Genomic DNA, 23,962 nt, shown 5'->3' on the forward strand with positions numbered 1-23,962 from the left:
CCACAGCACAGGAGGCAACCGTGTCCGAATCACCCGACCGCGGAGTCGTCAGCACCGACCCCCGCACCGGCGAGGCCGTGGAGGTCGTCGCCCAGGAGACCACGGCCGAGGAGGTGGACCGGCTCTGCACGGCCGCGCTCGCCGCGGTCCCCGGCCTGGACGCCCTCGGCCGGAGCGGGCGGGCGGCGCTGCTGCGCGCGCTCGCCGACGCGCTGGAGGCACGGCGGGACGACGTGGTCGCCGTCGCCGACCGGGAGACCGCCCTCGGCCCCACGCGGCTGAACGGCGAGCTCACCCGCACCTGCTACCAGCTGCGGCTGTTCGCCGAGGTGCTCGACGAGGGCAGCTACCTCGAGGCCGCGATCGACCACGCCGGGGACACCCCGATGGGCCCGCGCCCGGACCTGCGCCGGATGCTGGTGCCGATCGGCCCGGTCGCGGTGTTCGGGGCCAGCAACTTCCCGCTGGCGTTCTCGGTGCCCGGCGGCGACACCGCCTCGGCGCTGGCCGCAGGCTGCCCCGTCGTCGTCAAGGCGCACGGCTCGCACCCGGCGACCTCGCAGCTGGTCTTCGACGTCCTGGACGCCGCGGCCCGCAAGGCCGGCGCGCCCGACGGCACGCTCGGCATCGTGCACGGCCTGCAGGGCGGCGCCGACCTGGTCGCCCACCCGGCGATCCGCGCCGTCGGCTTCACCGGCTCGGTGAACGGCGGCCGCGCCCTGCTGGAGATCATCGAGCGGCGCCCCGACCCGGTGCCCTTCTTCGGCGAGCTGTCCAGCCTCAACCCGGTGGTCGTCACGCCGCAGGCCGCCGCCGAGCGCGGGACGACGATCGGCACCGAGCTGGTCGGCTCGTTCACCCTCGGGGGCGGTCAGTTCTGCACCAAGCCCGGCCTGGCGTTCGTGCCGGCCGGGCCCGAGGGCGACGCCGTCGTCGACGCGATGGCCGAGGCCGTGCGCGGTGCGGCCGCCCCGGTGCTGCTCAACGAGGGCATCGCCGCCTCCTACGGCCGCATCTCCGACGGCCTGGCCGGGACGCCCGGCGTCGAGGAGATCGCCCGCGGCGGGAACCCGTCCGGCCGGGGTTTCGAGGCCGTGCCGCGGCTGCTTCAGACGACGGCGGCCGGGCTGCCGGAGCAGGTGACCGAGGAGTGCTTCGGGCCGGTGTCGGTGGTGGCGCGCTACGACGGCGAGAAGGAGCTGTTCGCCGCGCTCGACGCCATGCCCTCCTCGCTCACCGCGACCGTGCTGCGCGGCGCCGGCGAGACGGACCTGCCGCTGGCCGTCTCGCAGGAGCTCCGCACCCGAGCCGGCCGGCTGGTCTACGACGCCTACCCGACCGGCGTGGCCGTCTCGTGGGCCCAGCACCACGGCGGTCCGTGGCCGTCGACCAACTCCCAGCACACCTCGGTGGGAACGACGGCGATCCGCCGGTTCCTACGCCCGGTGACCTGGCAGGGCGCGCCGCAGGAGGTGCTCCCGGCCGAGCTCACCGACGACTTCCGGGGCATCCCACGGCGGATCGACGGCGTGCTCGAGCTGCCGCGGTGAGTCCGCAGGCCGCCCTCGTCAGCTCCGAGCGCGGCCTGCGCGTCGACCCGGACCTCCCGCTCGCCGCCCCGGCGCCGCGGGAGGCCGGGTCCGCCAAGTGGGACGTGATCGCCGACTACAAGAGCCCGCTGGAGCTGGAGCTGATGCGCGGGGTCGAGCGGCTGCTCGACCCGGCCGGGCTGATGAACCCCGGCGAGGTGCTGCCCGGCTGACCGGGCCGGACCGGCGCCGCCTCCGTGCGATCGAGGGCGGCGCCCCGGTCACCAGCGGAGCGGGTCGACGAGCCGGGACTGCGCGGTGCGGCAGGCCCGGCAGTTGCCCCACGAGACGATGGCCAGCGGTGTCGTCGGCGAACCGCACTCCGGGCAGTCGACGAGCTCACCGGACCGGCCGCGGGCCTCGGTGATCTCGTGGGACCGTTGTTCGTGGATCGTCTCGTCGCCCCGGCAGGGGCATCCGAGATGGGCTTCGGCGCAGCGTCCACGGTGGGTGGCGATGGGGCCTCCTCGTCTCTGGGGGGAACGCTACCCGCCGTTCCGTTCCGCGACGGCGCAGGTCACGCCGCGGGTCAGCGGTTGCGGCGGCTGACCCGCAGGACCATCCCGTCGGCGCCCACGAGGACGACCAGCGAGCCGCGGCGGAAGCGGGTCCGCGTGGGGGTGTCGGGGTGGGGGGAGACGTCGTCGGGCGCGTCGAGGCAGCGCTGGACGTCGGCGTCGGCGATCCCCATGCCGGTCGCGGCCTCGCGGGCTCCGCGGGTCATCCGCAGGACCGGGGCCTGACGATCGCGCGGCGGAGGTCCGGCCGGGTGGGTCGGGGCGGGAGCCGATCCGATGTCGGCGGTGCTGTCGTCGTGGTCGTACCCCGTGGACGGGGGAGCGAGGAAGGTCAGAGCGGGTGCGCTCATGCAGGGTCCAGACTGGAACGGGCGGGGACCGGAGGTCGCGCCGCGGTGGTGGGCGCCGGTCGGCGCCGGGAGCCCGGGCGCGGATTCCGCTGCCACCGGGCGGTGGTCGATGGGGCGGGCACCGAGCGGGCTCGCGATCCCCACGCTACGCGTCCGGCGGGACCGCCGCTGCGAGCGGGACGGTCGCCGGCCGTGCGGACGCCCTCGGCCCGGGCCGGGGCGCGGGCGGGTCAGGCGCTGAGGTCGGTGCGCTGCCGCAGGCGGATCCGGCGACGCTCGCGCTCGGAGAGGCCGCCCCAGATGCCGAAGCGCTCGTCGTTGGCCAGCGCGAACTCCAGGCACTCGGCCCGCACGGTGCACCCGCTGCAGACCCGCTTGGCGTCGCGGGTCGAGCCGCCCTTCTCCGGGAGGAACGCCTCCGGGTCGGTCTCCGCGCACAGCGCCTCGAGCCGCCACGACGGGTCCCCGACAGGGGCCAGTTCGGTCCACGGCGAGGCATCGCGCGCCGGCGCGGGGACGCCGTCGGTGAGCAGGGTCAGGTGGGGGCGGGCGAACGCGGACACGGGGGCTCCTCGGGGAAGGCGGAGTCGGGCAGGTGGGTGACGGACCGGTACGGCCTCGTCGCTGTATGTGACGTTACGGAACGCCCGGCCCGGCCCGCACTGGCAGAACGTGGACGAAAGCGGCGCCCGGTTCTGGCGCGATCTGTGCTTCCCCCGCCGTCCGGCGCGTCGCAGTTCCGGAGAACCGGTCCCGCCGGTGGCACCGTGTCGCGCGGTCGCTCACGACCCGTCCGACGAGGACCGCGCGTGAGACCATTGATGCGGTGGGTGACTGGCTCGACCGGTTCCCGGCCGTCCGGACCCCGGTGGATTGACACCGGCCGGAGGAACTCACAGCATTCCGGTCCCGAGGCACCTCCCTCCCACGCACCACACCCGTCAGGTTCCCGAGGGGGTGCTCCAGTGGCCGTCGCGCCGGACATCCGGATCCCGCTGCTCGACAGGTCCCCGCCGCGCCTCGGCAGCGCGGCGTCGTCCTGTCCCCCCGAGTTCCGGCCGCACGGCGTCCGGCCCGGCGAGCGGACGGCGCGGCCGGTGTGCGGCCTCCGTCGCCCGCACCGGCCGGCCATCCCCGCTCCGCGCGCCCGGCGGTCGTGGCCGCGCGCGGGTTCGGAGGGCTCCGGCATCCGTGCAGTGCGCGCATGAGCCGGGCGCTCCGGTACGCACCACCGCTCGCCGACCGCGGGCTCATCGTCCGGCCCCGGCTCTTGCACCGGCTGCACTCCCGGTTCGAGCGGCGGCTGACCGCCGTCGTGGCGCCGGCCGGGTTCGGCAAGACGACGCTGCTGGCCCAGGCGGTGCAGGAGAACACGCTGTCCCCGCTGGGCGAGGACCGCTGGCTGACCTGCCAGCGCGACGACACGGCCCTGTCGTTCCTGGCCACGGGCGCGTTCGCCGCCGTGGGCCTCACCGCGCCGGTCCCGGACGACCCGCGGGAGGCCGCGGTCACCGTCGCCGAGGCCATCTGGAGCGCCGCGCCGCGGCACCTGGCGCTGATCCTCGACGACGTCCACCTGGTGCAGCCGGGCTCACCCGGCGGCCGCTTCGTCGCCGAGCTGGTCGAGGAGCTGCCGCGCAACGGACACGTCGTCCTCGCGTCCCGCCCGCCGCTGCCGCTGCGCACCTCGCGGCTGCTCGCCAGCGGGGAGGCGGTCGTCGTCGGCGAGGCCGAGCTGCACTTCGCGCGTGAGGAGATGGCGGCGTTCGCGGCGTCCCGGCAGGTGCGGCCGGACCTGCTGCGGGACGTCGGCGGCTGGCCGGCGCTGGCCGAGCTGACCGCCACCGCCGGCCCGGACGCCGTCAGCGGCTACCTGTGGGAGGAGCTGCTCAGCCGGCTGCCGCCGGAGCGCCGGCGGGCCCTCGCCGTGCTGGTCGCCGTCGGGGGCGCCGACGACGAGCTGGCCGCGGCGCTGCTCGGCCCGGACGTGCACCTGGAGGAACTGCTGGAGGGCCTGCCGCTGGTGGTCCGCGGTCCCTCGGGCTGGTGGTCGCTCCACGGGCTGTGGTCGGCGATCCTGGCGCACCGCCTGGACCCCGGGCAGCTGGCGCAGGCCCGCCGCACCGCCGGACTGGTCCTGGCCCGTCGCCGGCGCTACCACGACGCCATGGAGCTGCTGGCCGAGGCCGGGGCGTGGGACGACGTCCGCCGTCTCGTGGTCGAGGTGTGCGAGGTCGGCACGCCGCTGGTCCCGCCGGACGTGCTCGAGGTGTGGCTGCACCGGCTGCCTCCGGACGTGCAGGAGGGCCCCGAGGGACTGCTGCTGGCCGCGATGGTCGCCGAGCCGACCAGCCTGGCCGGCGCCGCGGCGCTGCTGGAGCGCGCCCTCGCGGTGGCTCCCGAGGCCGCGCCGGTCTGCTTCGCCTGCCTCAACGCCCTCGTCGAGGTGGGGCTGCGCCGGAACGACCGCCGGGAGATGGAGAGCCACATCGAGCGGCTGACCGGGCTGGCGGCCAGCGGCCACGAGCGCGCCGCCGGGTGGATCGCGCTGTTCCGGGGGCTGCTCGCCCGGACGCCGGCCGAGGTGCGCGCGCAGCTGGCCACACCGGCGCTGGTGGCGGGGACCGCGCTCAGCCCGGTGCAGCAGTGGCTGCGCGCCCACCTGATGCTGCTCAAGCTGGGCGACGCCGAGGCCGCCGAGCGCGTCGTCCGCCGGGCCCTCGCCTCGGCCGGCCCCAACATGGCGGTGCTGTTCCGCAGCCAGCTGGTCGAGTCGCTGCGGATGCGCGGACGGCTCGACGAGGCCGAGGCGCTGCTGCCCGACCTGCTCGCCGGGATCCACCCCGCCAAGGTGCTGACCTCGCCGGAGACCGTCACCTGCGCCGTCGTCCTGCTCGGCCTCCTCGGCCGGGACGACGAGGCCGCGGAGCTGCTGGGGGCGCACCGCCAGGCCATCGCGGACTCGTCGGTCGCCTGGGCTCCGGTCGCCGGGGCCGTGGCGGAGGCGGCCCACCGGGTGTCGCTCGGTCAGGAGGCCGCGGCCGCCGAGGCCCTGCGCGCGGTGCTGTGCCTGGACGTGGCCCGCAGCCGGGCGGTGCGCCAGGTGTCCGCCGCGGCGCTGCCGCTGCAGTACGTCCTGCTCCCCGAGACGCGGCCGCTGTGGGACGCCGGAGCCCCGCCGGGGTGCTTCCGGCCGGCGCTGCAGCTGGCCCGGGCGTTGGTGGCGATCCGGGAGGAGGGGTCGCTGGCGCAGGTGGCCGGCCTGCCGGCCGAGGCCCGCGCGGTCATGCGGGCCGTCCTGCCGGCGCCGTGGACGGCGGAGCTCGCCCTCGGCATGGTCGCCTCGGGTCTCCAGGAGGGGCACGAACTGGTCGAGGAGCTCGGGCCGCGCGCCCGGCCCACCCTGCGGGCGCTCAGCAGCGGAGGCCCTGCGCCGGTCGCCGCCACCGCCCGCCGGCTGCTGCGTGAGCTGCCGGCCGCGCCACCCGCCCGGCTGGAGCTGCGGGTGCTGGGGCCGATGCAGCTGCGCCGGAACGGGGCCGTCGTGGTCGCCCGCGAGCTGCGCCGCGAGCGGGTGCGCCAGCTGCTCGGGTACCTGCTCGCCCACGACCGCCCCACCCGGGCGGCGGTCACGGCCGTCCTGTGGCCCGACCTCGACGAGGCGGCCGCGGCCCGCAACCTGCGGGTGACCCTCGCCTACCTGCAGGACCTGCTGGAACCCGACCGCGGCGAGTCCGACGCGCCGTACTTCGTCCGCAGCGACGGGCCCGTCCTGCACCTGGTCGTCGGTGAGGCGCTGCAGGTCGACGTCGTGGACTTCGAGCGGCACCTCGACGAGGCGGCGCGGCTGGAGCGCCAGGGGGTGCCGTCGGCCGCCCTGGCCGCCTACGAGCAGGCCCTGCGGCTGTGGGACACCGACTACCTGCCCGACGTGGGCGACGCGGACTGGCTGGAGTGGGAGCGCGACCGGGTGCGGGGGCGGTTCGTCGGGGCCGCCGTCCGGGCCGGGGAGCTGCTGCTGGCCCGTGGGGACGCCGGCGCCGCGCGGACGCTGGGCGAGCGGGCGCTGCGGGTCGACGCCTGGTCCGAGGAGGCCCACCAGCTGCTGGTGTCCGCGCTGCTGGAGGCGGGCGACGCAGCCGACGCCCGCCGGGCGCTGCGGCGCTGCCTGCAGGCGCTGGAGAGCCTCGGCGTCCCGGCGCAGCCGCGCACGCTCGCCCTGGCCAGGCGTCTGGAGGTGCACGCCCCCGCGCGGCGGGACCGGCCGCAGGATCGCGGCTGACGCCTGGCTGGCGCCCGGCTGGCGCCCCTCCCTGTTCCGGCTGACGCCCGGCTGACAGCACCTGCCCACGCTCCGGACGACGGCGACGCCGCCGTCCGGAGCGAGGAGTCGCCATGGACGCCGCAGCAGTGACCGACCTGGTGCACCGCGCCGCGCAGGGTGACCAGCGGGCGTGGCGGGGGATCGTCGACGAGTACGGCGGCCTGGTGTGGTCGGTGGCGCGGAGCTTCCGGCTCAGCGAGGCGCAGACCGCCGACGCCGTCCAGACGACCTGGCTGCGGCTGGTGGAGCACCTGGTCGACATCCGCGATCCGCAGCGGCTGCCCGGCTGGCTGCGGACGACGACCCGGCGGGCCTGCCTGGCCGTGGCCCGCGACCACTGCCGCGAGCAGGTGACCGACGACGTCGAGCAGACCCCCGCCGTGCACCGGGACGGTCCGGCCGACGACGCCGGCCCCGAGACGAGCGCCGTGCGGCACGAGCAGCAGGTGCTGGTCCGCCGCGCGGTGGCCGCTCTGCCCGAGCAGCAGCAGGCGCTCCTCGGCCTGCTCGTCGCCTCTCCGGCGCCGAGCTACGCGCAGATCAGCGCCGGGCTCGGGATACCCGTGGGCAGCATCGGCCCGACGCGGGCACGCATCCTGGCCCGGCTGCGGACGACGCTGGAGACGGCCGGGGTGTACGACGCGGTGCCGGCCTGACCGTCGCGCGTCGCGGTCGTCCGCTCCGGATCCCCCTCCGGGCGTTCCCGCGGGAGCGCCCGGAGGGCGACGGTGTCACGGCTCCGCGAGGTGGCGGATCCCGGTCACGCTCGGGAGGAAGACGTACGCACCGCCGCGGGTGGTGACCAGGCGGGGCAGACCGGTCAGCTCGGCCCGGCCGGCGGCCGTCCGGAAGCGGAAGGCGCGGCCGCCTCCGGTGCCGTCCCCGGTGCCGAGGAAGGGGTCCTGGGTGCGGCCCAGCCCCGGTGCGAACAGCCCGTCGAGCGCCCACTCGGCCATCAGGAACTCGAACTGGTCCCGGAGGCTGGCGCCGATGAACAGGCCGACGACCCCGCGCTCCTGCCCGTCGTCGGGCCGGGCCGGGTCGTACGGCGGGCCGTAGGTCAGCCCGCGCCGCACGATGCGGTGCTTGGCGCCCCCGCCTCCGGCGACGGGGGAGTCGCGGGGGTGCATGCGCCGGACGTGCGCGCCGATCGGGCAGCGCTCACCCCGCTCGTCACCGGCGTAGTCGAAGTCGTTGAGGGCCTCGGGTGGCAGCCGGGCATCGGTGTCGGGGGAGAGGACCAGCGGCGTTCCGCTGCGCCACCGGCCGCACAGCCGGGCGGCGACCAGCTCCTCCGACGTGGCGGTGCGCTGCGCCTGCTCGGCCAGCAGGGTGCAGAAGGCGGCCACGTCCTGGGCCATCACCCGGAACGCGGCGAAGCTGCCGTTGCGGCCGAGGGCGGGCGGGTCGGGCACGGGATAGCTGTGGCCGGTGAACTGGCTGGGGTGGCCGAGCAGGAAGGCGCCGGTCGGCTGGACGGGCAGCCGGTCGGGCGGCCCGGGTGGCGGGGCGGGGTCGACGGTCGGCTGGGAGATCCCGTCCACGTAGCCGAAGTGGTCGACCTTCCCGGGCAGCAGGTCGCCGTCCAGGCGGTCGAGCTCGGTCAGCCCGGGAGCGGTGCCGGCCAGGACGGCCTCGGTGGCCCGGTCCCGCGCCTCCGGTGACACGGCCGACAGCGACAGCAGCAGGTGGAACCCCGGGTCGGTGAACGCCGGACGCCAGTGCACCGGGTCGCTGGGCCCGGTGTCCCCGACGAGCGCGGCGCGGGCGGCGGCGCCCGCGGTGAACTCGGCGGGGAAGCCGGTCGGCGGCACGCCCAGCGCCCGCAGCCCGGCCGCGGTGACCGCCACGTTGAGGCACGAGTCCGGCTTCTCGGTCCACGGCGTCGCCGTCGTGACCTGCGGCCGGCCGGGGGTGCCGTCGACCAGTGAGCCGAGCAGCGCGCGGGCGGCCGGAGCGGAGTCCACGCGCAGCAGCAGGTGCCGCGCCGTGGGCATCGTGTAGCCGCGGACGACCAGACCCTGGACGTCGGAGAGGTCGAGCACCACCGGAGCCCCCGTTCCGCCGGGCTCAGCCGGCGTCGTCGGCGCGGATGTCGATCACCGGCCGGGTGGGGTAGGCGCTGTAGAAGGGGCCGACGCACCCCAGGTCGTGCCGGCGCACGTAGGCCAGGAACTCCTCGGGGTGCTGCTGGACCGGCAGCGGCGGCGGGTCGGCCATGTGCTGCAGCAGCTGGTCGAACACCGGACCGATGTGGTGGACGAAGTCCATGATGTAGCGCTCGAAGTCCCCGTCGTACGTGGTGATCACGGCCAGCCGCTCGTCGTCGAGGAAGACGAACCGGGCGAAGTGCACCGTGCCGATCGCGTCGAGCGCGGTGGTGACGGGGTTCCGGTCGCGGGGCAGGGCCTGCAGCCGCTCGACCTCCGCCCGCAGCGCCTCCCGCGCGTCGGGCCGGGCCGCCATGACCAGCGTCAGCGGGCTCTGCACCGTCGTCCCGGCCGTGGTCGTGCCGGTCGTCTCCGTGGTCACACCAGTCATGTCCGACCTCCTCGTCCCGCGGACGGCGGCAGCCGCCCGGGTCCGCGACGATCCGAGGACGGCGTCACCGCGCCGTCACCGCACTGTCACCGGCCGGGGCTGTATCAGCACCGGCCCCGCGCACCTCTGCCGGTCGTGCAGCATCGGACAACGGACGCGGTCGACGTGCGGGCGACGACACTGCGGGTGAGCCTGCTGGGTGGCTCCTCCCTCGGCACCGCCGAGCTCCCGCGAGGACGGCACGACGTCCCCCGCAGCGTGCAGCGACTGGTGGCCTACGTCAGCCTCTCGGGCCGGCCGGCCCGGTCGGCGGTCGCCGGCCAGCTGTGGGGCGAGGTCCCCGAGGAGCAGGCGCAGGCGAGCCTGCGGTCGGCGCTGTGGCGGCTGCAACGGCTGGCGCCGGGCCTGCTGGACACCTCCGGCGGCGCGCTCGCCGTGGCCCGGGGCGTGCACGTCGACGTCCGGGAGCTGTGCGCCTGGGCGGCGCGGGTCCGGGACCCGGGCGCCGACGTCGAGGACCTGCGCCTCCCGCCCCCGGAGCTCTCCGGCGACCTGCTGCCCGGCTGGCGTGACGACTGGGTCCTCGTCGAGCGCGAGCGGCTGCGGCAGCTGCGGCTGTACGCGCTGGAGACCCTCGCCGCGCGGCTGGCCGGCGCGGGACGCCCCGGCGACGCGGTGGAGGTGGCCTCCCTCGCCGTCCGGGCGGAGCCGCTGCGCGAGAGCGCCTACCGGGTCCTGGTGCGGATCCACCTCGCCGAGGGCGACGTGGCCGCCGCCGTCCGTTCCTACCGGCAGTTCCGGGCGAGGGTGCGCGACCAGCTCGGGCTGGACCCGACCGACCGGCTCACCCGGCTGGTCGCGCACCTGGAGGAGGGACGGCGGGTGGCCTCCTGAGGACTCCCGCCGGCCGTGTATCAGACCGGCGGTGGTCCTCCTCCGTCCGGTGTACCGAAACCCCCCGGGAGGTCAGGGATGGACTCGCAGGCGCCCGCCGCGGCGGACCCGCGGGGCGACGTCTCCTACCGGCAGCTGCTCACCGGCCTGCGCCGGTTCCTCCGCACCGACGGGCAGCGCCACCTGGACGACCCGAACGTCGCCTCGGTCGGCCTGGGCTACAAGGTCACCGGCGGCCGTCCGACGGCCGAGCTGTCGGTGCAGTTCACGGTGGAGGAGAAGCGCGTCGGTCCGGAGGCGCTGGCCGCCCTGGGGACGCACCCGGTCCCGGAGGCCGTCACGGTCGCCGGCGTCCGGGTGCCGACCGACGTGCTCGAGCGCCGCTCCTCGCCGGCCCTGGCCGCCCGGCCGCGGCGCGGCGCACCTCCGCGGCCCCCGTCCCCAGGGCCACGAGGGATCCCGGCGAGGTGACGAGGGGCATGCCCGAGCGGCTGGTGCTGTGCTGTGACGGCACGTGGAACACCGTGGGTCAGGAGCGCGAGGCACAGCGCTCCGGGCTGGCCTTCCGGGACGACGCCTACCGGCGCCCGTCCCGCGGGGCGAGCTGCACGACTCGCGCCGGGGGGTCTTCCGGCTGCAGCGGGCGTACTCCCGTCCCCTGGGAACTCACCACCCGGGCACCGAATCCGTGGTTCACAGCGCGGTCGCGCGCCACGGGGACGTCGATCTGGACCATGCGCCAAGTGCCTTGCCCGCCTGTCTGCAGGGCCCCCACGGGACGACGCAGGTCCCGATGGACCGGCCGCCGCCGGAGCCGGCCCCCGCTCGGCGGTCCGCCAGCCGGAGCGGGCGGACCGGGAACCAGTGCCGGCCGCCCCTTGTGAGCGCCCGGCGGCGGCAGGACCATCGCCTCCGGGCCCCGGGAACGGCGGCCGTCGGCGGATTCGGCACGGCCGGGGCGCACCGGCCGGTCCGGCGCCGCGTCCCTCCCCGGACCCGGGACGCGGCCGCACAGCCCGAGGGGAGCGAGCCCGCATGACGACCACCCGACCGACGTTCGACGACTTCCTCGCGTGGCTGGAGTCCGGCCGGGAACACGGGCAGGTCCACTTCGACGACCGGCAGCAGTGCTGGCACGTGCTGGGCCACCCGGAGGCCGGCGTCGTGCTGTCCGACCCGGCCGTCTTCTCCTCCGACCTCACGGCGCTGCAACCCGCGCAGGACGACCTCGCGCTCTTCCAGCGCGGCAACCTCGTCCGGATGGACCCGCCGCGGCACCGGGAGCTGCGGTCCCTGGTCAACCAGGCGTTCACCCCGCGGGTCGTGGCCGGCCTCGAGCCGCGGATCGCCGAGCTGACCACCGAGCTGCTGGACCGGGCGGGGGAGCGGTTCGACCTGGTCGACGCGCTGGCCTACCCACTGCCGGTGATCGTCATCGCCGACCTGCTGGGGGTCCCGACGTCCGACCGGGAGCTGTTCCGCCGGTGGGCCGACGTGCTGCTCGGCCAGGAGGTCGACCCCGACCAGGGGCTGGTGGAGGCCGGCGAGCGGGCGGTGGCCGCGGTGGCGCCGACCGTGCGGGAGATGAACGACTACTTCCTGGACCACATCAGGTCCCGGCGGACGCACCCGGGCGACGACCTGACCAGCCGGCTCATCCAGGCCGAGGTGGACGGCCGGCGGTTGGCGTACGAGGAGATCGTCGGCTTCGTCGGGCTGCTGCTGATCGCCGGGCACGTCACCACGACCGCGACGCTGGGCAACAGCATCGTCGCCTTCTCCGACGCCCCGGACGCCGCGGCCGAGGTCCGGGTCGATCCGGACCTGCTCCCGGGGGCGATCGAGGAGGTGCTGCGGATGCGGACGCCGTTCCCGCGGCTGGCCCGGATCACCACGGCCGACGCCGAGGTCGGCGGCGTGCGCATCCCGGCCGGGCAGGTGGTGCTGCCCTGGCTGGCGGCGGCCAACCGGGACGCGCGGGTGTTCGCCGAGCCGCAGCGCTTCGACGTGCACCGCCGGCCCAACCCGCACCTGACCTTCGGGCACGGCGTGCACTTCTGCCTCGGCGCGCCGCTGGCCCGGCTGGAGGCCCGGGTCGCGCTGCGGCTGCTGCTGCAGCGGTACCGGGACATCGAGGTCGCCGCCGACGAACCGGTCGAGCACCGCAACCCGTGGACGATGGTCGCCGTCAGCCGGCTGCCCCTGGTGGTCCGCCCCGCCTGACCGGAGGCCGTCAGCGGCGGGCGCCGGCCGGGTCCGGCCGGACGGTGAGCAGGCCCGTGCGGTCGAGCAGGTCGGCGAGCGCCCGGCCGTCGCCCGCACGGACGACGGGGACGGCGCCGACCCGCTCCTCGGTGGCCGGCGGCTCCGTGCCGATGGGGGCGACGGTGCGCAGCGCGATCGCCGCGACCCGGTCCGGGTGCGCGCGGGCGAAGTCGCGGTAGATCTCGGGGTCGTGCTCGCCGTCGTCCCCGACCAGGACCCACTGCACGCCGGGCAGGTCGGCGGCCAGCCGCTCCAGGGACCCCCGCTTGTGCGCCCGGCCGCTGCGGAACCACGCGCGCGGGCTGATCCCCCAGTCGGTGAGCAGCAGGGCGCCGGCCGGGAAGCCGTGCCGCTCGAGGAAGGCGGTGATCGGCCCGGCCAGGTTCCACGGCCCGTTGCTCACGTACACGACCGGTGGGTGCGGGGTGCCCTCGACGAGCCGGGTCAGCAGCACCGCCATGCCGGCCACCGGGCGGCGGGTGGAGCCGTTGCCTGCGAAGGTGCGCCACGCGGCGCGCAGCGGGTGCCGGATCCCGGTGATCCACACCGTGTCGTCGATGTCGCAGACGACGCCGCGGCGCGCGTCGGGGGAGGCGACGTGCAGCGGTGCCGGCACCGGCGGGCGGCCTTCCGGGTGCAGCAGCGCCGTGGCCGGACCGGGGGGCAGCTCGGCGGCCACGGTGAGGTCGATCAGGCCGCCCTCGTCGGCCCGCGCGCGGACCCGTGTCCCGCCGAGGGTGACGTCGATCTCGCCGTGCGGCTGCTCGAGGGTCAGCAGCCGGCGCCAGCCGGGGATGTCGAGGCGGGCGTTCGGGTCGGTGCCCGCGGGGGCCAGCAGCAGCCGCCCCCGGACCCGCGCCCGGCCCCGCGCGGCGTATCCCGGGTAGCCCAGCGCAGCGGTCGTCCAGCCACGGCGACGGGCGCGAGCGGACAGTGCCCGGTCCAGCCGGACCTTGGCGCGGTACGCGGCCGCGATCGCCCGCAGCGACCAGGTCGCGGGGTCGGTGGGCTGGTCGGACACGAGCGCCTCCGCGGGGACCGGTGGTCGGCAGACCTTACCGGCCCGACCGCGGGGCCACCGGTCCTGGAACGACCGGACCCCCACGGCAGGAGAGCCGTGGGGGTCCGGTGCCGTGTCCCGGCGGCGCTCAGACCGCGCGGACGTTCTCCGCCTGCGGGCCCTTCTGGCCCTGGGTGACGTCGAACTCGACGCGCTGCGCCTCGTCCAGTGACCGGTACCCGCTCCCGGAGATCGCCGAGAAGTGGCAGAAGACGTCGGGGCCGCCACCGTCCTGCTCGATGAAGCCGAAGCCCTTCTCCGCGTTGAACCACTTCACAGTGCCCTGGGTCATGTCGTTCCCTCTTCCGTGCTGTCGCGTCAGGACAGACGGTCGCCGGTCCCGGGTCGCCGCACCGACCGGCAGGACCGAGAGGAACGTCAGGCGAGGACGACTGTCGACGTTCGGAAACGAAGCAGAGGCACAGCAGCGACCGGATGCCACGGTACGCGATCACCCGCCACCCTGGGATCGCGCCACCGCGACGGGGCGGACCTCGTCCGGAACGTCCCCGGCCAGCGCCGCGTCCGTGCCCGCGAAGGAGTTCCGATGGACATCACCACCGTCAACGACCGGCACCTGTACCAGGGGCGGGTCGTGGTCCAGGACCCGACGGACCCGTCCCGTTCGGTCGAGCTGTCGCGCAGGATCGTCCGGTTCGGGCCCGCCGGCTGGCTGACCGTGGTGACGGCCCTGGCCGAGGACGCCGAGATCGTGCTGTACCCGACCGCCCGCGTCCTGGCGGTCACCGACCTCCGCGAGGTCGGCGTCGCCGGCCACCGGCCTGGTGCGGAGGCGTGACCGCGACCCCCGGAGCCGGCAGCGGACCGGTCCGCACCTCGACGTCGGCCTCCGCGCCGCGCGTTCGGGGGGTTCCGCGGTCCCGGTGGGGGGAACACCGTGCCGTGTGACCGATCCCCACGGGACGCCTGAGGTGGAGCAGCGGCTGGCGGAGGACCTGGACCCGGAACGGCACCGGGCTCCGTCCGAGGGCATCCCGCAGGAGCTGTCCGACGACGCGGGCGACGACGCGGGCGAGGACGATCCCCCACCGGCCGGGACCGGCCCGTGAGCGCGGTGCCGTCGGGCACCCCCGCGCGGGCGGACCCGGTGAGGTGCGGCCCCGGCACGGACCGGCGCGGTGCCGGAGCGCCGGGCCCGGGAGGCGCCGGGCAGCTGCCCGACGGGTTGGTCGCCGTGGTCAAGCGGGACTGCCCGACCTGCGTGCTGGTCGAGCCGGTGCTGCGCGGCCTCGGTGCCGCGGTGTGGTGCCAGGACGACCCGACCTGGTTCGACCACGACGACACCGCCCTGGAGCTGTCCTACCGCCTGGACGTGGAGACGGTCCCGACCCTGCTGCGGATCGAGGACGGGGTGGAGACCGCGCGGACGGTCGGCTGGAGCCGCGAGCAGTGGGAGGCCCTGACCGGCGTCGCCGGGCTGGGGGAGGGCCTGCCCGAGCACCGGCCGGGCTGCGGGTCGCTGTCGGTCGACCCGGCTCGGATCGACGCGCTGGAGGCGCGGTACGGCGGCAGCGGGCTGGCCAGCCGCCGGATCGAGCTCGCCGACCTCGAGGACGAGCACGAGGCGCTGTTCGACCGGGGCTGGACCGACGGGCTGCCGGTCGTGCCGCCCACCCCCGAGCGGGTGCTCCGGATGCTGCGCGGCACGACCCGCGACCCCGGTGAGGTGGTTGCCGTCGTCCCGCCGGACCTCGTGCCCTGCACCGTCGAGAAGGTCGCGGTCAACGCGGTGCTGGCCGGCTGCCTGCCCGAGTACCTGCCGGTCGTCCTGGCGGCGCTGGAGGCGGCGTGCGCGGAGGAGTTCGCCCTGCACGGCGTGCTGGCCACCACCCACTTCGCCGGCCCGGTCGTGGTCGTCAACGGGCCGGTCGCCGCGCGGATCGGGATGAACAGCGGGGTCAACGCCCTCGGCCAGGGCAACCGCGCGAACGCCACGATCGGCCGGGCGCTGCAACTGGTGGTCCGCAACGTCGGGGGCGGCCGTCCCGGTGAGGTGGACCGGGCCACCCTGGGCAACCCGGGCAAGACCACCTTCTGCTTCGCCGAGCGCGAGCGGGACAGCCCCTTCGCGCCGCTGGCCGCCGACCGCGGGGTGCCCGGCGACGCGGTGACCGTCTTCGCGGGGTCGGGCGTGCAGCCGGTGGTCGACCAGCTCAGCCGGGACGCCGGCTCCCTGGCCCGGTCCTTCGCGGCCTGTCTGCGCGTCAACGCCCATCCCAAGCTGCCGATGGCGTTCGACGCGATGCTCGTCGTCTCCCCGGAGCACGGCCGGGTGCTCCGCGAGGCCGGCTGGGACCGCGCCCGCCTGCTGGCCGAGCTCGACGGGCTGCTGAGGCTCCCGGCCGGTGAACTGGCGCGCGGCGCCGGCGGGATGGCCGAGGGCCTGCCGCCCGGGGTCGCCGCCGACGAGGTGCCGAAGTTCCGGCCCGGCGGCCTGCTGATGACCCACGCCGGCGGGGACGCCGGGTTGTTCAGCGCGATCGTCGGCGGCTGGGTCGGCGGCGAGATGGGCAGCACTCCGGTGACGCGGGAGGTACGGGCATGAGGACGGTCCTCGATCCCACCGGCGAGCGCCGGGCGCCGGAGCGGCCGCTGCTGCCGCGCCCGGCCTCGCTGCAGGGCCGGAGCGTGGGCCTGCTCGACATCAGCAAGGCCCGCGGCGACGTCGTCCTGGACCGCCTCGCGGAGCTGCTCGGCGAGCACGGCGCCACGGTGCGCCGGTACCGCAAACCCACGTTCGCCCGCGTCGCCCCGGTCGACCTGCGGCAGGAGATCACCGAGCACTGCGAGGTGGTGATCGAGGCACTGGCCGACTAGGGCTCGTGCACGTCGTGCAGTGTGCACGACATCGCCGACCTGGAGCGCCGGGGCGTGGTGGGGGTCTTCCTCGCGAGCGAGGCCTTCGCCGACGCCGCACGACTGCAGGGCGCGGCACTGGGCTTCCCGGCGCCCTGCGTGCTCGTGCCCCATCCGGTGCAGGACCGCACGGACGCCGAGCTGCGCGCGGTCGCCGAGGAGGTCTGTCCGGCGGTGGTGGCCGCCGTGACCTCGGGCGCCGCGTCGCCGCGGAGCCCGTCGGGCTGACACCGCACGCCCGAGCCGCTCCCGGGTGCGCGGCGACCGCACCGGCGGGTGGTGCGGTCGCCGCGGTTGGGTCAGGCCGGGGTCGGGGTCTCGCCGAACAGCCGGCAGTCCCCGCCGAGCTCGTCCCACCGCGGCACGACCGCCCAGCCGGGATCGGGGCTCCGGACCACGGTGTGCGCCCCGGTGATCGCGTACATGCAGGACGAGTCCGGATCGCTGCCGACCCACAGGTCGACGGTGTAGTCCGCCAAGCTCCTGGGCTCCGAGCAGGCGCCGCACCGGTCTTCCACCACGAAGTACGCGCGGACCAGCGGGACGTAGAAGACGGACCCGACCGGGAACTCGTCGCCGCCCTCGTAGCCCACCGCGAGCGTGATCGGGTCGTCGTAGGTCCCCGTGCCGCCGGCCTTGCGACCGGATGAGGTGGCACGGGTCCCGGCGGGCGAGTTGTCCTCCAGGCTGTAGCCGGTCAGCCACGCGGTCTCGACCCATCCGTGCGGCTCTGGGCCGGGGTGGGCGGCGGCTTCAGGGGCAGCGACCGTCGGTACCAGGACGGCGGCGCACAGGCCGGTCAGCCCTGCGGCGGCGGTGGTCACGGTGCGGCGGGTCGGTGTCCTCATGGCGTTCCTGTCCGTGGGGGGCGGGAGCGCGGTCACTCTGGCGGCCCCGCCGTCGGCCGACGACCCGGGAGCCGGTCCGACGGCGCGTCGGCAACGGGGCGTACCGGACACGCCCGTCGGTGTCGCGACGTCGGCCGGGCGGTCGCGAGCCCGGCAGTGCCCCGAGCCGCCCGGCGCGAGGGGCGTCCGCGGACGAAGTCGATCCCTGTCTTGCCGTGCCGTCCCGTCGGCACCATGCTGCCGGTATCCGGAACGGAAGACGTGGTCTGGCTCACAGACCCGGCTCCGGTCCAGACACGACACGTGTGCACCCGAGTGCTCAGGAGGAGCCGGTGACAGCGACCCAGGAACGGACCAGCAGGACGGGCGAGAAGCTCTCCGGCCGGGTGGCGTTCGTGACGGGCGGCACCCGGGGGATCGGCGCGGCGATCTGCCGCAGCATGGCCGCCCAGGGTGCCGACGTCGCCGCCGGCTACAGCGGCAACGAGGAGGCCGCCGAGCGTTTCCGCAAGCAGTTCTGCGACGACTTCCCCGACCAGGGCTTCTCCGTGCACAAGGGCGACATCGGCGACGCCGACGACTGTCGCCGCACCGTCACGGAGGTCATCGAGAAGCACGGCCGCCTCGACATCCTGGTCAACAACGCGGGCATCACCGTGGACCGGACCGTGCTGAAGATGACCGACGACGACTGGCGCCGGGTCATCGACGTCAACCTGTCGGGCGCCTTCTACCTGTCCCAGGCCGCGCTCAAGCACATGCTCGAGCGGGGCAGCGGGCGGATCGTGATGATCTCCTCGGTGATCGGGGAGATGGGCGGCATCGGCCAGTCCAACTACTCCTCGGCCAAGGCCGGGCTGCTGGGCCTGACCAAGACGCTGGCCCGCGAGGCCGCGATGCAGGTGCAGCGCTCGGGCAAGACCGACGGGCTGGGCATCACGGTCAACGCCGTGACGCCGGGCTACACCGCCACCGAGATGCTCGAGAGCGTGCCGGAGAAGGTGCTCGACAACCTCAAGGGCAAGATCCCGCTGGGCCGGCTGGGTGAGCCCGAGGAGATCGCTCGCGTCGTGCACTTCCTCGCCGCGGACGCGTCCGGCTACATCACCGGGCAGGTCTGGGGCGTCAACGGCGGCCTGGACATGTAGTCGCCGGCCGCCGTCCCCAGGGTCCGCTGACAGGAAGAGGTGCTCGGGTGTTCGACCGCATCGCCGTCGTCAACCGTGGGGAGCCCGCGCTGCGGCTCATCCGCGCGGTCCGAGAACTCAACGCCGAGCACGGCACGCGGACCCGCGTCGTCGCCCTGCACACCGAGGCCGAGCGCAGGGCGACGTTCGTGCGCGCCGCCGACGAGGCGGTGCTGCTCGACGACAGCGGGGGCGGCTCCCCGTACCTGGACCACGCCGAGCTGGCCCGGGCCCTGCGCGCCAGCGGCGCCGACGCGGCCTGGGTCGGCTGGGGCTTCGTCGCGGAGGACCCCGCCTTCGCCGAGCTGTGCGCCGACCTCGGCGTGACCTTCGTCGGGCCGCCGCCGGAGGCGATGCGCCTGCTCGGTGCCAAGATCGAGGCCAAGGTCCTCGCCGAGAAGGTCGGCGTCCCCGTCGCGCCGTGGAGCCACGGCCCGGTCGAGAGCCTGGACGACGGCCGGCGGTACGCCGACGTCATCGGCTACCCGCTCATCGTCAAGGCCCGCAGCGGCGGTGGCGGCCGCGGGATCCGCGTCGTCCGCTCGCCGGACGAGCTCGAGGAGGCCCTGACCCGCACCCGCTCCGAGGCGGAGAAGAGCTTCGGCGACCCGGTCGTGTTCATGGAGCGGCTGGTCGAGGGCGGGCGGCACGTCGAGGTCCAGGTGATCGCCGACCAGCACGGCACGGTGTGGGCACCCGGCGTGCGCGACTGCTCGGTGCAGCGGCGCAACCAGAAGGTCATCGAGGAGTCCAGCTCGCCGGCGCTGACCCGGGAGCAGGACGCCGCGCTGCGCGAGTCCGCCGTCGCGCTCGTGCGGGCCGCCGGCTACGTCGGCGCGGGCACCGTCGAGTTCCTCTACCAGCCGGAGGAGCAGCTCACCACGTTCCTCGAGGTCAACACCCGGCTGCAGGTCGAGCACCCGGTGACCGAGCTGACCACCGGGCTGGACCTGGTGAAGCTGCAGCTGCACGTGGCCGCGGGCGGCCGGCTGGAGGGCGAGCCGCCGGCGACCAACGGGCACGCGGTGGAGGCGCGGCTGACCGCCGAGGACGCCGAGCAGGGGTTCGCCCCGGCGCCCGGCCGGGTGGAGCTGCTGCGGCTGCCGACCGGGCCCGGCGTCCGGGTGGACACCGGGATCAGCGTCGGCGACGTCATCCCGCCGCAGTACGACTCGATGATCGCCAAGGTGATCGGGTGGGGCCGCGACCGCTCCGAGGCCCTCGCCCGGCTGCGCTGCGCCCTGCAGGAGACCACCGTCGTCCTGCGCGGCGGCACCACGACCAAGACCTTCCTGCTCGACCTGCTCGACCGCCCGGAGGTGGTGGCGGGCACCGTCGACACCGGGTGGCTGGACCGCGCCGGCCCCGCCGACGGCCCCCGGCCGACCAGCACCGCGTGGGTGGCGCTCGTCCAGGTGGCCGTCGACCTGGCCGAGGCCGAGGAGGAGCTGGAGCGGCAGGCCTTCCTGGCCTCGGCCCGCGGCGGCCGGCCACGGGCGCCGCACGAGGTGGGCCGCACCGTGGAGCTGGGCCTGCGCGGGCAGGTCTACCGGCTGACGGTGGCCACGGTGGCGCGGGACCGCCACCGGGTCGAGCTCGACGGCCGGGTCGTCGACGTCGAGGTGGACCGGCTCGGCCCGCTGGAGAGCCGCCTGGCCGCCGGTGGACGGCGGTACTCGGTGGTGGCCGTCGAGGCCCCCGGGTCGCACCTGGTGGAGGTCGACGGCGAGACGCACCGCGTGGGCCGCGACGCCGGCGGTGTGGTCCGCGCCCCCGCCCCAGCCGTGGTCGTCGCCGTCCGCGCCGCGGCGGGTGAGGAGGTCGAGGCCGGCCAGCCGATCGTCATCCTCGAGAGCATGAAGATGGAGACGGCGGTGCGGGCGCCGTTCGCCGGCCGGGTCCGCGAGGTCCGGGCCGTGGTCAACAGCCAGGTCGACGCCGGTGCCCCGCTGCTCGGTCTCGAGCGGATCGGCGGCGATGTCGAGGAGGCGACCGGGGAGCGCGCGGAGCTGCCCAGCGCGGACGCGGTGCCCGACGGCGACCCCCGCACCCGGGCGCTGGCCGTGCTATCGGCACTGCGGGCGCTGGTCACCGGCTACGACCTCAGCGCCGCGCAGGCCCGGCAGCTGGTCGCCGAGTACGGCGCCGTACGCGACCAGCTCCCGGTCGACGACCCGGAGCTGCTGCGCGGCGAGCTCGCCGTCCTCACCACCTTCGCCGACCTGTGCGAGCTGTCCCGCAACCGCCCGGCCAGCGAGGAGGAGGAGGCCGACACCCAGGTCCACAGCCCGCGCGAGTACTTCCACGCCTACTTGCACTCCCTGGACGTCGAGCGGGAGGCACTGCCGGAGAGCTTCCGCACCCGCCTGGGCCGGGCACTGCTGCACTACGGCGTCGAGGACCTCGAGCCCGGACCGGCCCTCGTCGCGGCCGTCCACCGGATCTTCCTGTCGCAGCAGCGAGTCGGGGAGCAGCTGCCCGCCGTCTCGGCGCTGCTGGACCGCTGGTTGATCGCCGAACGCCCGCCGGAGGGTCCGGCGCGGGCCGAGGTGGGGGAGGTCCTCGACCGGCTGGTCGTCGCCACGCAGCTGCGCTACCCGGCCGTGGGCGACCTGGCCCGGGCGGTCCGCTACCGGTACTTCGAGGAGCCGGTCGTCCGGGAGGCTCGCCAGCGCGTGCTGGAGGAGGCCGGCCGGCTGCTCGACGAGCTCGACGCGGCCCGCGGGGACACCGCGGAGGAGATCCGGCGGATGGAGGCGCTCGTCGCCAGCCCCGAGCCGCTGATCCGGCTGCTGGCGCAGCGCTTCGGCCGGGCGACGGCCGTCCCCGACCCGATCCTCGAGGCGCTCACCCGCCGCTACTACCGCAGCCGCAGCCTCGAGGACGTGCGGTCCTTCCTCCTCGACGGGGATACCTGCGTCACGGCCGAGTACGACCTGAACGGCCAGCGGCTGCACCTGGTCGCGCTGATGGTCGACCGGGCCCGGCTGGCCGAGGCGCTCCGTGCGCTCAACCCGACGCTCGCCGGCGTGGCGGACCCCGCCCAGCTGGTCGTCGACCTCTACGTCAACTGGCCGGACCGCCCGGCCGACGCCGACGAGCTGTCGGAACAGCTGCGCGGGCTGCTCGCCGACGTCCCGGCGTTGCAGACCGGTCGCCGGGTCACCGTCACGGTCTCCACCCCGGACGGCGAGGTCGAGACGGTCACCTTCCGACCGGCGCAGGACGGCCGGCTGGCCGAGGAGCGGGTCGTCCGCGGGCTGCACCCACTGACCGCCCAGCGGCTCAACCTGTGGCGGCTGAAGCACTTCGACGGCGAGCGGGTGCCCTCGGCCGAGGACACCTCCCTGTTCCACATCACGGGTAAGGACAACCCGAACGACGAGCGGTTCATCGCGATGGCCGAGGTCCGCGACCTCACGCCGCTGCGTGACGACGCGGGCGAGATAGTCGGCTTCCCCACGGTCGAGCGGCAGCTGACCTCCTGCCTGGACAGCCTGCGGCGGGCCCAGTCGCTGCGGCGGTCCCGGCGGCCGCTGGAGCACAACCGCGTCTACCTCTACGCCTGGCCCTCGATCGAGCTGCCGCTGTCGGAGGTGGCGACCTTCGCGCGCACCTCGGCGCCGCTGACGATCGGCGCCGGCCTCGACCAGATCGTGCTGTTCGCGCGGCTGCAGGAGGAGGAGGGCCGCCCGCCGCGCGAGGTGGCGCTGCGCTTCTCCTTCCGCCCCGGCACCGGGTTGCGCATGGAGGTGACCGACCGGCCCACCGAGCCGATCCGCCCGTTGGACGACTACACCGCCAAGGTGCTCAGCTCACGGGCCCGCGGCGCGCCCTACCCCTACGAGCTGGCGCCGCTGCTCGCGGGGCCGCAGGGCTCGTGGGTCGAGCACGAACTGGGCGACGACGGCCGGCTCACCCCGGTCGAGCGCCCGCGGGGCCAGAACAAGGCGGGCATCGTCGTCGGCCTGGTGACCACGCCGACGCAGCGGTACCCCGAGGGCATGACCCGGGTGGCCCTCTTCGGTGACCCGACCAAGGCCCTGGGCACCGTCGCCGAGCCGGAGTGCGCCCGGGTGGTCGCCGCCCTCGACCTGGCCGAGGAGCGCGGCATCCCGGTCGAGTGGTTCGCGCTGTCCTCCGGCGCCCGCATCTCCATGGACAGCGGCACCGAGAACATGGACTGGGTGTCGCGGGCGCTGCGCCGGATCATCGAGTTCACCCAGGCCGGCGGGGAGATCAACGTCGTCGTCACCGGCATCAACGTGGGCGCCCAGCCGTACTGGAACGCCGAGGCCACGATGCTGATGCACACCAAGGGCATCCTGGTCATGACGCCGGACAGCGCGATGGTGCTCACCGGCAAGCACTCCCTGGACTACTCCGGCGGGGTGTCGGCCGAGGACAACTTCGGCATCGGCGGCTACGACCGGGTGATGGGACCCAACGGGCAGGCCCAGTACTGGGCGCCCGACCTCACCGGCGCGCTCGACGTGCTGTTCCGGCACTACGACCACACCTACCGGGCGCCGGGGGAGCGCTGGGGCCGGCCGGCCGAGACCTCCGACCCGCGCGACCGGGACGTGCGCTCCTTCCCGCACGAGCACCCGGCGAGCGAGTTCACCACTGTCGGCGACGTCTTCTCGGCCGAGAAGAACCCCGAACGCAAGAAGGCCTTCGACATCCGGACCGTCATGCGGGCGGTGACCGACCAGGACCACCCGGTGCTCGAGCGCTGGGCCGGCATGGCCGACGCCGACACCACCGTCGTCCTCGATGCCCACCTCGGCGGGCACCCGGTGGCCGTGCTCGGCGTCGAGTCGCGGCCGATCCCGCGGCGCGGCAGCTACCCCGCCGACGGCCCCGACCAGTGGACGGCGGGGACGCTGTTCCCCCGCTCGTCGAAGAAGACCGCCCGCGCGATCAACGCCGCCAGCGGCAACCGCCCGCTGGTCGTGCTGGCCAACCTGTCGGGCTTCGACGGCTCGCCGGAGTCGCTGCGGGAGATGCAGCTGGAGTACGGCGCGGAGATCGGCCGGGCCATCACCAACTTCGACGGCCCGATCGTGTTCTGCGTGGTGTCGCGCTACCACGGCGGCGCCTTCGTCGTCTTCTCCGGCGTCCTCAACGAGGGCATGGAGGTGCTGGCCGTCGAGGGCTCCTACGCCTCGGTCATCGGCGGGGCGCCGGCGGCCGCGGTCGTCTTCTCCCGCGAGGTCGACAAGCGCACCGCCGCCGATCCGCGGGTGCGCGACCTCGAGGCCGCGATCGCCGCTGCCGACTCCGTCGAGCAGGCCCACCTGCGGGCCCAGCTGGCCACCGTCCGCAGCGCCGTCCGGTCGGAGAAGCTCGGCGAGGTCGCCGCGGAGTTCGAGGCCGTCCACGACATCGAGCGGGCCCGCCGGATGGGCTCGGTGCACGCCATCATCCCGGCCGCGGAACTGCGCCCCCGTCTCATCGCCGCGGTGGAACGCGGGATGGAACGCGCCGCCCGGAGCTGAACCGCCCG

The 23,962-nt window shown here is 75.7% G+C and carries 19 protein-coding genes and 1 pseudogene; 13 read left to right on the forward strand and 7 right to left on the reverse strand.

Annotated elements, in window-relative coordinates:
• Positions 1-20 precede the first annotated feature (20 nt).
• Entirely contained in the window at positions 21-1,550 is a 1,530-nt protein-coding gene (locus tag BUB17_RS03400) for an aldehyde dehydrogenase (NADP(+)) (protein WP_072913280.1), read from the forward strand.
• Entirely contained in the window at positions 1,547-1,762 is a 216-nt protein-coding gene (locus tag BUB17_RS26580; RefSeq protein ID WP_072913284.1) for an FAD-linked oxidase C-terminal domain-containing protein, read from the forward strand. The genes BUB17_RS03400 and BUB17_RS26580 overlap by 4 nt, the downstream gene beginning before the upstream one ends.
• 356 nt (positions 1,763-2,118) lie before the next feature.
• On the opposite strand, the gene BUB17_RS03410 is transcribed toward BUB17_RS26580, so the two are convergent.
• Complete coding sequence (locus BUB17_RS03410) at positions 2,119-2,457, reverse strand: hypothetical protein (RefSeq protein WP_072913287.1); 339 nt, start codon at positions 2,455-2,457, stop codon at positions 2,119-2,121.
• A gap of 230 nt (positions 2,458-2,687) precedes the next feature.
• Positions 2,688-3,020: a WhiB family transcriptional regulator gene (locus BUB17_RS03415; RefSeq protein WP_072913290.1), complete on the reverse strand. Its 333-nt coding sequence runs from the start codon at positions 3,018-3,020 to the stop codon at positions 2,688-2,690.
• Between the two features lie 641 nt (positions 3,021-3,661).
• Here BUB17_RS03415 and BUB17_RS03420 point away from each other — a divergent pair.
• Together BUB17_RS03420 and BUB17_RS03425 are read left to right on the forward strand one after the other, a co-directional pair.
• Positions 3,662-6,739, forward strand: a complete 3,078-nt coding sequence (locus tag BUB17_RS03420) for an AfsR/SARP family transcriptional regulator (RefSeq protein ID WP_072913293.1) — start codon at positions 3,662-3,664, stop codon at positions 6,737-6,739.
• A gap of 113 nt (positions 6,740-6,852) precedes the next feature.
• Positions 6,853-7,437, forward strand: coding sequence for an RNA polymerase sigma factor (locus BUB17_RS03425; protein WP_072913296.1), 585 nt, complete (start codon positions 6,853-6,855; stop codon positions 7,435-7,437).
• Between the two features lie 75 nt (positions 7,438-7,512).
• Here the strand turns inward: BUB17_RS03425 and BUB17_RS03430 are convergent, their stop codons facing one another.
• Positions 7,513-8,829, reverse strand: coding sequence for a Dyp-type peroxidase (locus BUB17_RS03430; RefSeq protein WP_083605982.1), 1,317 nt, complete (start codon positions 8,827-8,829; stop codon positions 7,513-7,515).
• Between the two features lie 22 nt (positions 8,830-8,851).
• The gene (locus BUB17_RS03435; RefSeq protein ID WP_141242887.1) at positions 8,852-9,322 is read right to left on the reverse strand and encodes a hypothetical protein; all 471 of its coding nucleotides are present in this window, start codon (positions 9,320-9,322) and stop codon (positions 8,852-8,854) included.
• A gap of 165 nt (positions 9,323-9,487) precedes the next feature.
• Between BUB17_RS03435 and BUB17_RS03440 the strand changes: the two genes are divergently transcribed.
• The 3 genes from BUB17_RS03440 to BUB17_RS03450 all read left to right on the forward strand — a co-directional run bounded on the left by BUB17_RS03440 (position 9,488) and on the right by BUB17_RS03450 (position 12,439).
• Entirely contained in the window at positions 9,488-10,216 is a 729-nt protein-coding gene (locus tag BUB17_RS03440; protein ID WP_175561257.1) for an AfsR/SARP family transcriptional regulator, read from the forward strand.
• Positions 10,217-10,294: 78 nt separating this feature from the next.
• Entirely contained in the window at positions 10,295-10,687 is a 393-nt protein-coding gene (locus BUB17_RS03445) for a hypothetical protein (protein ID WP_072913305.1), read from the forward strand.
• 564 nt (positions 10,688-11,251) lie between these two features.
• Positions 11,252-12,439, forward strand: coding sequence for a cytochrome P450 (locus BUB17_RS03450; RefSeq protein WP_072913308.1), 1,188 nt, complete (start codon positions 11,252-11,254; stop codon positions 12,437-12,439).
• Positions 12,440-12,449: 10 nt separating this feature from the next.
• On the opposite strand, the gene BUB17_RS03455 is transcribed toward BUB17_RS03450, so the two are convergent.
• A complete protein-coding gene (locus BUB17_RS03455; RefSeq protein WP_083605984.1) occupies positions 12,450-13,502 on the reverse strand; it encodes an App1 family protein in 1,053 nt (350 codons plus the stop codon).
• Between the two features lie 127 nt (positions 13,503-13,629).
• On the reverse strand, positions 13,630-13,833 hold the full coding sequence (locus BUB17_RS03460; RefSeq protein WP_072913312.1) for a cold-shock protein: 204 nt from the start codon (positions 13,831-13,833) through the stop codon (positions 13,630-13,632).
• Positions 13,834-14,088: 255 nt separating this feature from the next.
• Here BUB17_RS03460 and BUB17_RS03465 point away from each other — a divergent pair, with 255 nt between their 5' ends.
• The 4 genes and pseudogenes from BUB17_RS03465 to BUB17_RS28145 all read left to right on the forward strand — a co-directional run bounded on the left by BUB17_RS03465 (position 14,089) and on the right by BUB17_RS28145 (position 16,646).
• A complete protein-coding gene (locus tag BUB17_RS03465) occupies positions 14,089-14,340 on the forward strand; it encodes a hypothetical protein (RefSeq protein ID WP_072913315.1) in 252 nt (83 codons plus the stop codon).
• 106 nt (positions 14,341-14,446) lie between these two features.
• Positions 14,447-14,611: a hypothetical protein gene (locus tag BUB17_RS26585; protein WP_175561258.1), complete on the forward strand. Its 165-nt coding sequence runs from the start codon at positions 14,447-14,449 to the stop codon at positions 14,609-14,611.
• Positions 14,608-16,107 carry a thioredoxin family protein gene (locus BUB17_RS03470; protein ID WP_244276867.1) on the forward strand — a complete coding sequence of 500 codons (1,500 nt, stop codon included), beginning with the start codon at positions 14,608-14,610 and terminating at the stop codon, positions 16,105-16,107. The genes BUB17_RS26585 and BUB17_RS03470 overlap by 4 nt, the downstream gene beginning before the upstream one ends.
• Positions 16,104-16,646 (forward strand): annotated as a pseudogene (locus tag BUB17_RS28145) (UGSC family (seleno)protein). Before BUB17_RS03470 ends, BUB17_RS28145 begins: the two are co-directional and overlap by 4 nt.
• A gap of 71 nt (positions 16,647-16,717) precedes the next feature.
• Here the strand turns inward: BUB17_RS28145 and BUB17_RS03485 are convergent.
• Positions 16,718-17,266, reverse strand: a complete 549-nt coding sequence (locus BUB17_RS03485) for a hypothetical protein (protein WP_141242888.1) — start codon at positions 17,264-17,266, stop codon at positions 16,718-16,720.
• A 332-nt stretch (positions 17,267-17,598) separates the two neighbouring features.
• Here BUB17_RS03485 and BUB17_RS03490 point away from each other — a divergent pair, with 332 nt between their 5' ends.
• Both BUB17_RS03490 and BUB17_RS03495 read left to right on the forward strand, forming a co-directional pair.
• Positions 17,599-18,414, forward strand: a complete 816-nt coding sequence (locus BUB17_RS03490) for a 3-oxoacyl-ACP reductase family protein (protein WP_072913347.1) — start codon at positions 17,599-17,601, stop codon at positions 18,412-18,414.
• 47 nt (positions 18,415-18,461) lie between these two features.
• On the forward strand, positions 18,462-23,954 hold the full coding sequence (locus BUB17_RS03495; protein WP_072913349.1) for an ATP-binding protein: 5,493 nt from the start codon (positions 18,462-18,464) through the stop codon (positions 23,952-23,954).
• Positions 23,955-23,962 lie beyond the last annotated feature (8 nt).

The organism is Geodermatophilus obscurus (assembly GCF_900143215.1).
In the GTDB taxonomy this organism is placed as follows: domain Bacteria; phylum Actinomycetota; class Actinomycetes; order Mycobacteriales; family Geodermatophilaceae; genus Geodermatophilus; species Geodermatophilus obscurus_A.